Origin of the sequence: Haloechinothrix alba (assembly GCF_900188115.1) — a bacterium.
In the GTDB taxonomy this organism is placed as follows: domain Bacteria; phylum Actinomycetota; class Actinomycetes; order Mycobacteriales; family Pseudonocardiaceae; genus Haloechinothrix; species Haloechinothrix alba.
On record NZ_FZNW01000011.1, the window covers coordinates 1 to 13475 of the forward strand.

Genomic DNA, 13475 nt, shown 5'->3' on the forward strand with positions numbered 1-13475 from the left:
CCTCATCCACGCCGCACAATCACCACACGCCTGACACAGCCGGCACACCACCCCCACCTACCGCGCACACCACCCACACAAACCCGAGGAGAACCTCATTCAGCACATCAGGCAGACTGGCGGGGTGACGCCTTTCGGGAACGATCTCGACGCGCTCGCCGCGGAGTTCTCCGCCCGGCGCGGCACGTTGCTGGCGACCGCGTACCGTCTGACCGGCATCCGGTCCGATGCCGAGGATGCCGTGCAGGAAGCGTGGCTGCGGCTCGCCGGGTTGGACGAGGACAGCCGGAACGAGATCCGTGACCTCACCGCCTGGCTGGCCACGGTGGTCGGGCGGATCTGCCTCGACCGCCTCCGCTCCGCGCATGCGCGCCGTGAGCACTACGTCGGCCAGTGGCTCCCGGAGCCACTGGTCACCCAGCTCGACGCGCCGAAGCGCACCGACCCCGTCGACGAGATCGTCCAGCGCGAGGACCTCCGGCTGGCTGCCATGGTCATCCTCGACACGCTCACCCCCGAGCAGCGCGTCGCCTTCGTTCTGCACGACGCGCTGTCACTGCCGTTCGACGAGATCGCGGGCATCCTGGAGTGCTCCCCGGCGAGTGCCCGGCAGCACGCCTCCCGCGGCCGTAAGGCGCTCGCGGACGCGGATCCGCCACCGCGCACCTCGATCGAGGAGCAGCGACAGGTGCTGGAGCGTTTCGTCGCCGCGATCGCCTCCGGCGACATCACCACACTCACGGAGCTGCTGCACCCCGACGTCGTCCTGATCGGCGACGCCGACGGCAAGGCCAGGACAGCCAGGCAGGTCATGGCCGGCCAGGACAAGATCTCCCGGTTCCTGCTCGGGCTGCGGAGGATGTACCCGGACGAGGCGCTGACCGCGGCAACGTTCCTGCTCGTCAACGGCGACCTCGGACTGTACGTCCCACCCCGTCCCGGTTCCGCCGGACACCGCAGGCTCGACGCCCACCTGCAGACGATGGCGCTGCGGGACGGTCGCATCGTGGCGATCTACGACCAGGCGAACCCCGACAAGCTCGGTGCCGTTCCGCCTGCGTCGTGACGCCTGCTGCGGTTCGTCACGATCCCGGCGGTGGCACGCGGCACGCCTCGCCGGAGGTAAAGCCCTGCGCCGGAATGCCCAGTGCCGCGTTGTTGCGCGCACGCATGTTCTCCAAGGCGATGTGGTAGGTCAGCTCCACCACTCCCCTGCGCCCGAACTCGGCCTCGAGCTCGGCGACCTGCTCGTCGGTGACGGCGACCGGGGTCTCAGTCATGGCGTCGGCGTAGGCGATGGCCAGCCGTTCGGTGCGGCTGAACCGAGGGGAGGTCGCGTAGTCGTCGATCTGCTGCAGGCGTTCGATATCCAGGCCGTCCATGCGTTGCAGCATGGTCCCGAAATCGACGCACCACGAGCAGCCGAGCCGCACCGCGGCCCGGTACACGGCGAGCTCGCGCGCGCTGACCGGCACGGCGCGACTGACCTTCTCCACGAGCAACTCGTGCACCGCACCCGCCGTGAACAGTCCACCGTGGTGGGCCGTCACCGCGAACGGTTCGGGGATCGCGCCGTACCGTTTGCGCGCGAACCGGTACGCGAGCCTGCGCAGCAGCCCCGCCTCCTGCGGGGGCACAGCGGGAATCCGTGCCATCGTGGCCTCCTTCTCGTCGAGTCGGTCGCTCACCCTCACGACGGGACAGCGCGCACGGATGTGACAGCTTCAGCGTGGCGCCCGCACTCAGGACGGATCGGTCACGCGGGCGAGGAAGTACACGGCTCCGGTGTCGACGTGCCGGATCAGCAGCAGGAACGGCCGGTCGACACGGAACTCCACGGGTTTGCCGGTCTCCATCGAGGTGAGCCGCATCATCACCGCCGTGGCGGCGGCACCTTCGAGTCCCTGCTCGTCGAGCTCGAGCACGGACTCGTGCAGCACGTCCGACACCGACAGGCGGGGATCGTCGGACAGGCCCCTCAGGTCGGCGGACCTGGTGAACAGCTCACGCACACCCAGCTCCCGCAGCACCTCGACCAGCGAGACGTTCAGCCTGACGGTGAGCCTCGGCATGCTCAGCGCCACCCGCCGCTTCGCACGCCGCGCGAGCAGCTCGCCCAGCAGGTCGCTGTCCAGGCTCGCCTCGGCGGCATCGAGCCGCGCGTCCGGCAGCAGCACCACTGCCTCCACGCCGCCGGACGCGGGCAACGTCACCGACTGCCACTGGCCGGATCGCGCGTACGGCAGCCGCTCCACCTGGTGCATCATCGGCACCCGGTGCGTGCCGGCCGGCGCGTGGAACTCGGCGTCGCCGGTGTCGCGCTCGGCGAACGGGTGCCGCCAGGCCGCCTTGAGGTACAGCGAGCTGACCAGGCTCGCCACCGTGGACTCGTCCACGGCTCCCGCCGGGATCAGCTCCCGGATCAGGTCGCGCGTGAGGTGGGCAACGTCGGAGTTGATCGTGCGACGCGCCCCTTCCGGGTCGGTGACGAACGGCGCCGTCTCCAGCTTCGCGCCGGGCCACGCAGCCAGGTCGGTCCGGAAGTCCGCGTTGAAGTCCAAGCCGTCCCAGATCCACAACGCGTTGCACACCACGAGGGCGGAATCCTCGCCCGAGTCCTCCGCACGCAACGTGGCCGCGTCCCGCAGCAGATCGACATGCTTGGCGATATCGGGCTCGGGCCCCGCCAGCAGCGCGCGCAGCTCCTCGGCGGTGCTCCCCCGCGCCGCCTGGTAGGCCATCCCCAGCGCGCTGGCGACCGAGTAGGGGGAGAAGCACGCGTCGCCACCCGAGGAAAGGCGGTGGTGCAGGTCGAGCGCGAAGGTCAGATGGTCCCGGTTGCCAGGCGCTCGGTCAGCCATGCCGCCCAGTGTGCCAGGCATGCCACGCCGTGGCTTGCGCATCGGTCAACGAGGCCACCTGATCGACCACCACCCGCAGGCGCGCCTCGTCCCCCGAAGCGGCCTCCCACGCAGGCAGGAACGCGCGGTCGAGCGCGCCGGGGGCGCGCCGGGACAGCACGTCGACGAGCTCGGCAAGCAGCTGGCGCTGCCCCTCCTGCACGGCCAGCCGCCGCGCGTCGCTCATCACCGACCGCAGCGCCAGCGCCTTCAACAGCGCCACCTCCGCGGCGACCTGGTCGGGCACGTGCAGCGAGGCGGTGTAGCGCACCAGCGGGCCGTCACCGTGTACCGCTCGGGTGCTCGCGACGGCCGCCGAGGCGAACCGGCCGACGAGCTCACTGGTCAGCCGTTTCAGCGCGACCTGCATTCCGAGACTACCGTCGTAGGACGACTCGACCACCGCGCGCACCGTGGGAAGCTCGAGCAGGTCCACGGCGGCGGCCTCCAGCGCGGCAACGGACAGGTCGGAGAAATGCTTGGCCGCGGTGTCGGCCAGCGCGGCCCGCTCGGTCGTGTCGGTGAGCATGCGCAGTGTCAACCTGCCCGACAGCACGCCGTCCTCCACGTCGTGCACCGAGTACGCGACGTCGTCGGCCCAGTCCATGATCTGCGCCTCGATACAGGAACGCCCCTCCGGCGCGCCGTCCCGCAGCCACCGGAACACCGGCATGTCGTCGGGGTAGACCCCGAACTTCCGCGTACCCGGCGCCGACGGCCACGGGTACTTGGTGGCGGCGTCCAGGCACGCGCGGGTGAGGTTCAACCCGTACGAGCCCTCCCCCGCATCGAGCACCTTCGGTTCCAGCCTGGTCAGGATGCGCAACGTCTGGGCGTTGCCCTCGTAGCCGCCGCACGCCTCCCCCGCCTCGTCGAGCGCGCGCTCCCCGTTGTGCCCGAACGGCGGGTGGCCGATGTCGTGGGCCAGGCCGGCCGTGTCGACGATGTCCGGATCGGCCCCGAGGTCCTCGGCGATGCCACGCCCGATCTGGGCCACCTCGAGGGAGTGGGTCAGCCTGGTCCGGGGGACACCGCTGACCTCGGCACCCTCACCCGGGCCGACGACCTGGGTCTTACCGGCGAGCCTGCGCAGCGCCGCGGAATGGAGCACGCGTGCGCGGTCGCGGACGAACGGCTCGCGCACGTCACGGCTCGTCTCGGTCAACGCACCCTTCGGTGGCTCGGCCATCAGGCGGGCACGATCGTGCTCACCGTAGAACTCGCTCATCACCCGACAGCTTAGGGCAATCGGACGACAGCGGTCTCCTTCTCCGGCCGGGTCCCGCACCGTAACCGGGCCGGCACCGACCGCTCGCCGGCCGGAGGGAGCGCGCCGCTCAGCCCAGGCCGGTGCCACCAAGCCGGTCCGCGGGCTCTGCGGAGACGCGGTAGTACAGCAGCGCACCGGTCTCGCGGACGATATAGCGCAGCTGCGTTCGCCTGGTCTGCACGACAGGACCGGAGTGCGTCGGCGAGGTCCAGGCATCCAGGCCCAGATCGCGGGCCATCGTCCTGGCACGCAGCGAATGCCACGGGTCACTGACGACCACCACGGATTCCAGGCCACGGTCGTGCAGCTCGTCGGCTGCGGCCTCGAGGCTGCCGTAGGTGTCCACGCCCTCGGCAACGGCGAGCCTTGCCGACGGGTCGACGCCCTGTTCACGGAGCCATCGCGCGCCGGCATCTGCCTCCGTGTAGGCATCCCCGGACCTGCTGCCTCCGGTGGTGACCAGCAGGGGCGCGGCGCCCTCGTCGTACAGGTCCTTGGCATGCCCGAGGCGCGCCCGGAACACCGACGAGGGTGTCCCGTTGTACTGCGCGGCACCGAGCACCACGATGGCGTCTGCCCTGGTGCGGTCGTCGTCCCGTGCGACGTACCAGACCCGGAATCCCGTCCCCGCTGTGACGAGCAACGCGATCAGCACCAGGCCGGTGAGCGCACGCAGCACCCAGCGAACCACGTGGCTCCCGCTGGTCACCGGCCGAACACCCGTACGTTCACGCTCGCCCACCTCTTCCGTGCCACACGGTGCACACGGTCAACAGCCGATCAGCCGCGCGGCCAGGTAGGACTCGAGCTGGTCGATGGCCACGCGTTCCTGCGTCATGTCGTCGCGCTCGCGCACGGTGACCGCGTGATCGTCCAGCGAGTCGAAGTCCACGGTGACGCAGAACGGGGTGCCGATCTCGTCCTGCCTGCGGTACCGCTTGCCGACCGACGCCGCGTCGTCGAACTCCACGTTCCAGTGACTGCGCAGGGTCGTCGCGATATCGCGTGCCTTGGGGGTGAGGTCGGAGTTACGGGACAACGGCAACACCGCTACCTTCACCGGTGCGAGCCGCCGGTCGATCTTGAGGACCGCGCGCCGGTCCACGCCGCCCTTGGCGTTGGGGACCTCTTCCTCGGTGTAAGCATCGAGCAGGAACGCCATCATCGGCCGCCCCACGCCGGCTGCGGGCTCCACCACGAACGGGCGGTACCGCTCGCCGGTGGCCTGGTCGAAGTACGACAGGTCGACGCCGGAGTGCGTGGAGTGCGTCGTGAGGTCGAAGTCGGTGCGGTTGGCGACGCCCTCGAGCTCACCCCATTCCTGACCGGAGGTGAACCCGAAGCGGTACTCGATGTCGACGGTGCGCTTGGCGTAGTGCGACAGCTTCTCTTTCGGGTGCTCGTAGTGTCGCAGGTTGTCCTTGGTGATACCGAGGTCGGTGTACCAGCGGGTGCGCTCGTCGATCCAGTACTGGTGCCAGCCCTCGTCGTCGCCCGGCTCGACGAAGAACTCCATCTCCATCTGCTCGAACTCGCGCGTGCGGAAGATGAAGTTTCCCGGCGTGACCTCGTTACGGAAGGACTTGCCGATCTGCCCGATCCCGAACGGGGGCTTGCGCCGCGCCGTGGTCACCACGTTGGAGAAGTTGACGAAGATGCCTTGGGCCGTCTCCGGCCGCAAGTAGTGCAGCCCCTCCTCCGACTCCACCGGACCGAGGTAGGTCTTGAGCAGGCCGCTGAACTCGCGGGGTTCGGTGTAGGAGCCGCGCACCCCGCAGTTCGGGCACGGCACGTCCGACAGGTCGGGCTCGCCGTCGACCGTGGCGACGTCCTTGCCGGTACGTCCGGCGTACTCCTCGGCGATCTGGTCCGAACGCCAGCGGCGGTGGCAGGACAGGCACTCCACGAGGGGATCGACGAACGCGTCGACGTGACCGGAAGCAGCCCACACCTGGCGCGGCAGGATCACCGAGGAATCGATGCCGACGACGTCCTCGCGTCCCTGCACCATGGACTTCCACCACTGCCGCTTGATGTTGTCCTTGAGCTCGACGCCGAGCGGCCCGTAGTCCCATGCGGAACGGGTCCCGCCGTAGATCTCGCCGCAGGGAAACACGAAGCCACGGCGCTTGCACAGGTTGACGACGGTCTCAATGCGATCGGTGGGCACTCGAGGAGTCTCCGAACTTGTGTCGTGTTCCAAAGGTCTCGGTAGGTATCGCGCATCACAGTCACCAACGGCGACCGGAAATGCCCAGCTTAGCGCGCGTGCTCGCAACCCCGACGGGCGGATCCTCTGGTGACGCAGCGTGAGCTACGGCGAACGATCCGGTGGAATACTACGATGAAGTAATGGCGCAAGTGGTCGACGACGCACGGAACGGTGACGTAGATCCCTCGGAGCATTCCCGTTCCCGGTCCGCGCCGACACCCGCGCCGGTGCATCCCATGAGTACCCTGACGGATGCGGGCGAGCTGCTCCGTGCACTCGCCGCCCCGGTCCGGATCGCGATCGTACTGCAGCTTCGGTTCGGTGAGCGGTGTGTACACGAGCTCGTCGAAGCGCTCGGGGTGACCCAACCGCTGATCAGCCAACACCTGCGGGTGCTCAAGTCGGCCCGCGTGGTACACGGCGAACGTCGTGGCCGCGAGGTCGTCTACCGGCTGGCTGACGATCACCTCGCACATATCGTGGTCGACGCCGTCGCCCACGTCAGTGAGACAGAGGATCGGTGAGTCCTGCCGCGCAGCGCGGGTCGACGCCGGTCCGGGAAGCGAAACCAGGCACGAGGAGGACCAGCGGCGATGGCACAGTCGGTTCAGCACTCGACCCCGGTACCTGGTCGTCGCTCCACCCGGCAGCGCACGGCCGTCGTCGAGCTGCTCAGTGAGATCGACGACTTCCGTTCCGCGCAGGAGCTGCACGACGAGCTGCGCAGGCGGGGCGAGGGCATCGGGCTGACGACGGTGTACCGGACGTTGCAGTCGCTGTCCGAGGCCGGCGTGATCGACGTACTACGCACCGGGGCGGGAGAGGCGCTGTACCGGCGCTGCTCGGACCACCATCACCACCACCTCGTGTGCCGCACATGCGGCTACACCGTCGAGATCGAAGGGCCGACGGTCGAGCGCTGGGCGAACTCGGTGGCCGCGCAGAACGGGTTCTCCGACATCAACCACACCATCGAGCTCGTCGGCACCTGCTCCGGCTGTGCGGTGTCCTGACGACCCACCTGCCACGGTTCCGGTGCAACCGGCCCGGCACGGGGCTCGGCGGGTGCCGTCAGCTCTGCTCGGACGCCTCCGGCGACTGCTCGATGAAGTCCGTACGCAGCTGGGACGCCGTGGAGACCACGAGCATCAGCAACGTCCCGAGCGGAGAAGGATCCATCCCCTCCGCGGGGAACGCGTAACGCAGCGTCAAGTCGACCCCGCTGTCGGTGTGCACCACACCGAGCGTGCCGAACAGCCCCTGACCCGCCCTTTCGGCCGCCGCGGCCGCGAGTGCGGGGTCGTCCGGAAGGTCCCACGCGACGACACACGTCAGGCTCAGCACGGTCAGCCCGTCCGCCAGCCGGATGGCCTGGACGGCACAGGGCACGTCGGCGTGCGAGAACGTGAGCGCGCCGTCGTCGTCGACGTGCACCTCCATGTAGCGTTCCAGCGCCGCACGCGCGCTGGCCAGTAGCGATGCGGTATCCGCGGCCTCGGTACTCATGCGGTCGTCATGACTCCTTTCCCCGTGCATCTCGTTGCACGTCGTCCCGTGCCGACCCGAACCGCCTGTCGCGCTTGGCGAACTCGAGGCAGGCCTCCCACAGATGCCGGCGATCGAAGTCAGGGAACAACGTGTCCTGGAAAACGAACTCGGCGTAGGCGGACTCCCAGAGCAGGAAGTTCGATGTCCGCTGCTCCCCTGAAGGGCGGAGGAACAGGTCGACATCCGGCATCTCGGGTTGATACAGGTACCTGGCGATCGTGCGTTCGGTGACCCTGGCGGGGTTGATCTCGCCGTTCGCGGCAGCCGTGGCGATCCGCCGGACGGCGTCGGCGATCTCGGCTCGGCCGCCGTAGTTGACGCACATCGTCATGTTCAGCCGGTCGTTGGCCGCGGTCTTGTCCTCGGCCGAGCGCAGCTCCTTGATCACGCTGCGCCACAGCTTCGGGCTGCGACCAGCCCAGCGGATCCGCACGCCGATGGAGTTGAGGTAGTCGACCTGGCGGCGGATGGTATCCCTGTTGAATCCCATCAGGAAGCGCACCTCCTCGGGGCTGCGCTTCCAGTTCTCCGTGGAGAAGGCGTACACCGACAGCCACTTGACGCCGAGCTCGACCGCGCCCGCGGCGACGTCGATCATCACCGACTCGCCACGCTTGTGTCCCTCGATCCGGGACAGGCCGCGCTCGTTGGCCCACCGCCCGTTGCCGTCCATCACCAGCGCCACGTGGTTGGGCACCAGCTCGGCGGGGATCTCCGGGGGCCGCGCTCCGGACGGGTGGGGCTCGGGTGCCCGCACGTTCCCGGCCGGGCGCGCCGCGCTCCCCTGCTTGCGCCGCACATCCACCTCCGCTGATGTCGCTGACACGTACCGCGTCACCCCAACCTACTCGGTGGCAGGCACGGTCCCCGGACGTGTCTGCCCGTCGGAGTCCCGGCCACGACGTTCGACAAGGGGCAGCGAGCGAAGCTGTCGCTCCATGTGCCACTGCAGGTGCGCCGCGACGATGCCGTTGGCGTCCCGCCGCGCCCCCGGTCCGGATGCCTCCGCCACATCCCAGTCGCCGTGCAGCAGGGCGACGAGCAGAGCCAGGGTCTCCGGGGAGGGATGCACCGCCCCTGCGGTCCGGCACCGTCCGCACATCATCCCGCCCGCCTGGACGCTGAACGCGGGATGCTTGCCCGGCTCGCCGCAGCGAGCGCACTCGGTGAGCGCGGGTGCCCATCCGGCGAACGCCATCGCGCGTAGCAGGAAGGCGTCGAGTACGAGGGACGTGTCCCGTTCCCCGCCCGCGAGGGCCCGCAGCGCGCCGAGCACGAGCAGGTAGAGGCGCAGGACGGGTTCGCCTTCCTCGGAGACCAGGCGGTCGGCGGTCTCGGTGATGGCGCTGGCCGTCGTGTAGCGCTGGTAGTCGCTGATCAGCCCGGCCGCGACGGTGTCGACGGTCTGCACCTGGGTGATCACATCCAGGGTGCGGCCGGGGTAGAGCTGGACATCGACGTGCCCGAAGGGTTCAAGGCGCGCGCCGAACCGCGAGGTGGTGCGTCGTACGCCCTTGGCTACGGCACGGACCTTGCCGTGCTTCTTGGTCAGCAGGGTGATGATCCGGTCGGCCTCACCCAGCTTGTGTACCCGCAGCACCACACCGGTGTCGCGATACAGGCCAGCCACCCCTCGATGATGTCACGTCCATCCACCGGGGCCGGGCGGGACATCATCGAGGGTCGCGTGACGGTGGGCTCACTTGGTGGCGATCGCGATGGTCTGCGCGGCCTTGTCGTGCCATCCCTGCCTGCGGGTGCTGTCGAACAGCGGGGACAGGTAGCACAGCAGGAGGTACAGCCCGCCGATGAACGGGACGGCGTAGGGGCCGAACATCACGCCGCTGCGGCCTGCAGCCTTGCCGTTGCCCGGCACCTGCCCTGTGGAGGCCAGCACGACCTTGACGCCGACGACCTGCTTGCCGATCGTCTGCCCGCGCGGCCCGATCATGAGCGTTTCGTAGATCACGTAGGCGACCGCCATGAGCACCGGCATCAGCATCATGACCCCCACGACACCGAAGCCGCCGGCCTCACCCCGCGCGATCTCGTCAGGGCTCGGCGCCATGGCGAACCAGATGATCATCAGCACGATCGTCATCGGCACGCCGACGATCAACCCGTCCAGGAGTCGTGCGAGGAAGCGGCTCCCCAGCGACGCCAGCTTGACCGGCACACCGGTCGCCAGCTGCGTGTACTCTCCCGGCGCGCCCGGCGGCATACCGGGCGGGGCTGCGCCGTACGGAGGCTGGCCGTATCCCCCCGGCCGGCCGTAGGGGTCACCGAACCCCGGCGGCTGCTGGCCCATCGGCGCGGGCTGACCGCCGTAGGGGCCCTGTTGCGGCGGTCCGTACGGCGCCTGCCCGCCGAAAGCGCCGGCAGGTGCCTGCCCCTGCGGCGGAAACCCGCCTGGCTGCTGGGCGGGCTGACCAGGCACCAGTTGGCCAGGAGCCTACTGTCCCGGAGCGGGCCGGCCCGGCATCGGTTGCCCCGGCGCGGGCACACCACCGGACGGTGGACCGTACTGCTGGCCGGCCGGCTGCCCCGGCTCGTAGCCGTACGGCTGGCCGCCGGGTTGCTCCCGGGGCGGCTGCTGACCGGGTTGCGGCGGGTTCGGTGTACTCACGGAAAGTCCCCTCAGGATCGCGTCGTCGTTCGCGGGAATCCGGCGCGGCGTACCGGCTGCTCGGCGCCCGAGCACTGTAACCCAACCGATACCGGATCGATTCCGGATCCTCGCAGAAGCTCCCCAGTGTCGACCGGTCGGGTGAAGTACACGGCAGGCTAGCCGGGAGACCGTGCGCGTGCCACTCCCTGCCGCTCGCCCCGCGCAGTGCGGCACGGTGCGGCACGGTGCGTCAGAACCCCAGCCTGCGTAGCTGCTTGGCGTCGCGCTGCCAGTCTCGGGTGACTTTGACGTGCAGGTCGAGGTAGATCTTGCTGCCGAGCAGCGCCTCGATCTGCTGCCGGGCCTGCCTGCCGACGACCTTCAGGCGTTCGCCCTTGTGCCCCAGGATGATCCCCTTCTGGCTCGGACGCTCGACGTGTACGACAGCGTAGACATCGAGGATGTCGTCCCGATCCGATCGGGGCAGCATCTCGTCGATGGTCACCGCGATCGAATGGGGCAGCTCATCGCGCACCCCCTCCAGCGCCGCCTCCCTGATCAGCTCCGAGACCAGCGCCTGCTCCGGCTCCTCGGTCAGCTCACCGTCCGGGTAGAGCTGCGGCCCTTCGGGCAACCGCTGCACGAGGAGGTCGGCGAGCTCGCCGAGCTGGAACCCGTCCTGCGCGGAGACCGGGACCAGCTCGGCGAAGTCGAGCAGCTGCTCCAGCGCGACGAGTTGCTTGGCGATCTGCGCGCGCGTTGCGACATCGGTCTTGGTCACGACCCCGATCACCGGCGTACGGCTCGCGACAGCACGCAACGCATCGGCGATGAACCGGTCCCCTGGGCCGATCTTCTCGTTCGCGGGCACGCAGAAGCCGATCACGTCCACCTCGGCCCATGTGGTGTGCACGACGTCGTTGAGCCGCTGGCCGAGCAGTGTCCGCGGCCGGTGCAGCCCCGGCGTGTCCACGAGGATCAGCTGCCCGTCCTCCCGGTGCACGATCCCCCTGATGGCGTGCCGCGTCGTCTGCGGCTTACTGGAGGTGATCGCGACCTTGCTGCCCACGAGCGCGTTGGTCAGGGTGGACTTTCCCGCGTTCGGCCTCCCGACGAAGCAGGCGAACCCGGAGCGGTGCTCGGCGGACGACCCGGTCACCCGAGCACCTCGCGCACCTCGCCGGACGGTTCCGCCACCAGGATCGGCGCGTCACCGGAGAGATCGCGTACCGCGCGCATCGACGCCTCGGCCAGGTCGTCGGCCGCGGTCACCACCGCGGCCACCTCCAGGCCTTCCGCTCCGCTCGAGATCGCCGTCGCGACGGCGACCTGCGCCGCTGTCGCCGTGAAGGACGGCAGCGACACCTCGGCCGCGGCGTAGGTACGCCCGTCCGTGTCGCGCACAGCGGCCCCTTCCGTCGCCTGGACACGAGCCCGCGCCGAACGCGCGAGCGTTACCAGCTTCGCGTCCTCGGGGTCGAGGTCGTTGTCGGATATCTGCGCCATGTCGCCCAACTCCTGTGTCGTGGTGGCCGGACGCCCTGGTCCGTGACCGCCGTCCGTTCCGCTACCGCGGCCTACCGTGGTCACGCGTGGTCCACGGTCCGGTCGGCTCGCCCGTCCGCTGCCGACTCACCCGTGCCGTTGTGCCGTGTCCGGTCGGGAATGCCGGGCCCCGGTCGCACGACGACCGACCTGATCCGCATGCGCCCGCGGCGATCCTTGCCGCCCTCCGCACGCAACCGCAGGCCCGCGATCTCCGTCTCGGCCCCTGGTAACGGGACGCGCCCCAAGCGCTGGGACAGCAGGCCCACGACCGTGTCGACGTCGTGCTCGGTGAGGTCGAGCCCGTACAGCTCGCCGAGCGTGTCCACACCGAGCCGCGCGGAGACGCGAGCCGACCCGTCGTCAAGGTACTCGATCGGCGGGCGGTCCTCGGTGTCGGACTCGTCCGTGATCTCCCCGACGATCTCCTCCAGGATGTCCTCGATGGTGAGCAGCCCTGCCGTTCCGCCGTACTCGTCCACGGCGACGGCCATGTGGTTGCGCGAGACCTGCATCTGTTTGAGCAAGCTGTCCAACCGCTTCGAGTCCGGAACGAAGGTCGCCTCGTTCATCAGCTCCCCGAGCGGCGGCGGTGCGCCGCCCGTACCGTTCATCACGGCCTTCGCCAGGTCCTTGATGTTCACCAACCCGATGATGTTGTCGACGCTTCCGTCGATCACCGGGATCCTGCTGTAGCCGGTACGCAGGGACAGTTCCAGCGCCTCGTCCGCGCTCCTTGCGCGCTCGATCCACACGATCTCGGTGCGCGGGACCATGACCTCACGCGCCACCGTGTCACCGAGGTCGAACACGGAATGGATCATCTCGCGCTCCCCCGTGCCGACCACGCCGCGCTGCTGGGCGAGGTCGACGAGCTCGCGGACCTCGACCTCGCTGGTGAACGGACCTTCGCGGAAGCCCCTGCCGGGCGTGATGGCGTTACCCAGCACGATGAGCAGCCTGCTCAGCGGGCCGAGGAGCAGGCCGAGCACACGCACCGGAGCGGCGAGGGCCGCGCCGACCCCGTACGAGTGCTGCCTGCCGAGCGTGCGCGGGCCGACCCCGACCAGGACGTAGCTGACCACGAGCATGGTCACCGCAGCTCCCGTCACCGCGAGCCACTCCGGGGCGATGCTGCGCAGTGCCACCACCGTCACGAGCACGGTCGCGGTCAGCTCGCACCCCAGCCGCAGCAGCAGGAGCAGGTTGATGTGCCTCCTGCGCTCGTCGACGAGCGCCGCCAGCTGGCGTGCCCCTCCGCTTCCCGCGCGCACCAGATCCTGCACGCGTGCCCGGGAGACCGTGCTCAGCGCGGCGTCGGCCGCGGCGAACACGCCGCCGGCGAGCACCAACACGACCGCCAGAACGACCAGCGCCGTGGAGTTCGTCATG

15 protein-coding genes are annotated in these 13475 nt (G+C 69.7%); 3 read left to right on the plus strand and 12 right to left on the minus strand.

Annotated features, from left to right (window positions below; genetic code table 11):
* The first annotated feature begins 124 nt into the window (after nucleotides 1–124).
* Nucleotides 125–1066 carry a sigma-70 family RNA polymerase sigma factor gene (locus CHB84_RS11825; protein ID WP_089301640.1) on the plus strand — a complete coding sequence of 314 codons (942 nt, stop codon included), beginning with the start codon at nucleotides 125–127 and terminating at the stop codon, nucleotides 1064–1066.
* 16 nt (nucleotides 1067–1082) lie between these two features.
* On the opposite strand, the gene CHB84_RS11830 is transcribed toward CHB84_RS11825, so the two are convergent.
* The 5 genes from CHB84_RS11830 to CHB84_RS11850 all read right to left on the minus strand — a co-directional run bounded on the left by CHB84_RS11830 (nucleotide 1083) and on the right by CHB84_RS11850 (nucleotide 6340).
* A complete protein-coding gene (locus CHB84_RS11830) occupies nucleotides 1083–1655 on the minus strand; it encodes a carboxymuconolactone decarboxylase family protein (RefSeq protein ID WP_089301641.1) in 573 nt (190 codons plus the stop codon).
* 87 nt (nucleotides 1656–1742) lie between these two features.
* On the minus strand, nucleotides 1743–2861 hold the full coding sequence (locus tag CHB84_RS11835) for a serpin family protein (protein ID WP_089301786.1): 1119 nt from the start codon (nucleotides 2859–2861) through the stop codon (nucleotides 1743–1745).
* The gene (locus CHB84_RS11840) at nucleotides 2854–4128 is read right to left on the minus strand and encodes a deoxyguanosinetriphosphate triphosphohydrolase (RefSeq protein ID WP_089301785.1); all 1275 of its coding nucleotides are present in this window, start codon (nucleotides 4126–4128) and stop codon (nucleotides 2854–2856) included. The genes CHB84_RS11835 and CHB84_RS11840 overlap by 8 nt, the downstream gene beginning before the upstream one ends.
* A 109-nt stretch (nucleotides 4129–4237) precedes the next feature.
* Complete coding sequence (locus tag CHB84_RS11845; RefSeq protein WP_245818694.1) at nucleotides 4238–4879, minus strand: YdcF family protein; 642 nt, start codon at nucleotides 4877–4879, stop codon at nucleotides 4238–4240.
* A gap of 60 nt (nucleotides 4880–4939) precedes the next feature.
* Entirely contained in the window at nucleotides 4940–6340 is a 1401-nt protein-coding gene (locus tag CHB84_RS11850) for a glycine--tRNA ligase (RefSeq protein ID WP_089301642.1), read from the minus strand.
* 182 nt (nucleotides 6341–6522) lie between these two features.
* Between CHB84_RS11850 and CHB84_RS11855 the strand changes: the two genes are divergently transcribed.
* Both CHB84_RS11855 and CHB84_RS11860 read left to right on the plus strand, forming a co-directional pair.
* Nucleotides 6523–6906 (plus strand): ArsR/SmtB family transcription factor, encoded by a 384-nt coding sequence (locus tag CHB84_RS11855; protein WP_089301643.1) that lies wholly within the window; start codon nucleotides 6523–6525, stop codon nucleotides 6904–6906.
* A 69-nt stretch (nucleotides 6907–6975) separates the two neighbouring features.
* Nucleotides 6976–7395, plus strand: a complete 420-nt coding sequence (locus tag CHB84_RS11860; RefSeq protein WP_089301644.1) for a Fur family transcriptional regulator — start codon at nucleotides 6976–6978, stop codon at nucleotides 7393–7395.
* A gap of 58 nt (nucleotides 7396–7453) precedes the next feature.
* On the opposite strand, the gene CHB84_RS11865 is transcribed toward CHB84_RS11860, so the two are convergent.
* The 7 genes from CHB84_RS11865 to CHB84_RS11900 form a co-directional block, all read right to left on the minus strand.
* A complete protein-coding gene (locus tag CHB84_RS11865) occupies nucleotides 7454–7888 on the minus strand; it encodes a YbjN domain-containing protein (RefSeq protein ID WP_089301645.1) in 435 nt (144 codons plus the stop codon).
* A 7-nt stretch (nucleotides 7889–7895) separates the two neighbouring features.
* Nucleotides 7896–8729, minus strand: coding sequence for an isoprenyl transferase (locus tag CHB84_RS11870; protein ID WP_089301788.1), 834 nt, complete (start codon nucleotides 8727–8729; stop codon nucleotides 7896–7898).
* 45 nt (nucleotides 8730–8774) lie between these two features.
* On the minus strand, nucleotides 8775–9560 hold the full coding sequence (gene recO, locus CHB84_RS11875; protein WP_089301646.1) for a DNA repair protein RecO: 786 nt from the start codon (nucleotides 9558–9560) through the stop codon (nucleotides 8775–8777).
* A 69-nt stretch (nucleotides 9561–9629) separates the two neighbouring features.
* Nucleotides 9630–10367 carry an RDD family protein gene (locus CHB84_RS11880; RefSeq protein WP_141134650.1) on the minus strand — a complete coding sequence of 246 codons (738 nt, stop codon included), beginning with the start codon at nucleotides 10365–10367 and terminating at the stop codon, nucleotides 9630–9632.
* A 421-nt stretch (nucleotides 10368–10788) separates the two neighbouring features.
* On the minus strand, nucleotides 10789–11697 hold the full coding sequence (gene era, locus CHB84_RS11890; RefSeq protein WP_089301649.1) for a GTPase Era: 909 nt from the start codon (nucleotides 11695–11697) through the stop codon (nucleotides 10789–10791).
* Entirely contained in the window at nucleotides 11694–12044 is a 351-nt protein-coding gene (locus tag CHB84_RS11895; RefSeq protein WP_089301650.1) for a cytidine deaminase, read from the minus strand. The genes era and CHB84_RS11895 overlap by 4 nt, the downstream gene beginning before the upstream one ends.
* Before the next feature lie 80 nt (nucleotides 12045–12124).
* Nucleotides 12125–13474, minus strand: a complete 1350-nt coding sequence (locus tag CHB84_RS11900; RefSeq protein WP_089301651.1) for a hemolysin family protein — start codon at nucleotides 13472–13474, stop codon at nucleotides 12125–12127.
* Between the last annotated feature and the right edge of the window lies 1 nt (nucleotide 13475).

What these genes read in the sequence shown, in the direction of transcription:
- CHB84_RS11830 (WP_089301641.1), bottom strand. Translation starts at nt 1,655, where the DNA reads ATGGCACGGATTCCCGCTGTGCCCCCGCAGGAGGCGGGGCTGCTGCGC.
- CHB84_RS11835 (WP_089301786.1), bottom strand. Translation starts at nt 2,861, where the DNA reads ATGGCTGACCGAGCGCCTGGCAACCGGGACCATCTGACCTTCGCGCTC.
- CHB84_RS11840 (WP_089301785.1), bottom strand. Translation starts at nt 4,128, where the DNA reads ATGAGCGAGTTCTACGGTGAGCACGATCGTGCCCGCCTGATGGCCGAG.
- CHB84_RS11855 (WP_089301643.1), top strand. Translation starts at nt 6,523, where the DNA reads ATGGCGCAAGTGGTCGACGACGCACGGAACGGTGACGTAGATCCCTCG.
- CHB84_RS11860 (WP_089301644.1), top strand. Translation starts at nt 6,976, where the DNA reads ATGGCACAGTCGGTTCAGCACTCGACCCCGGTACCTGGTCGTCGCTCC.
- CHB84_RS11865 (WP_089301645.1), bottom strand. Translation starts at nt 7,888, where the DNA reads ATGAGTACCGAGGCCGCGGATACCGCATCGCTACTGGCCAGCGCGCGT.
- CHB84_RS11895 (WP_089301650.1), bottom strand. Translation starts at nt 12,044, where the DNA reads ATGGCGCAGATATCCGACAACGACCTCGACCCCGAGGACGCGAAGCTG.
- CHB84_RS11900 (WP_089301651.1), bottom strand. Translation starts at nt 13,474, where the DNA reads ATGACGAACTCCACGGCGCTGGTCGTTCTGGCGGTCGTGTTGGTGCTC.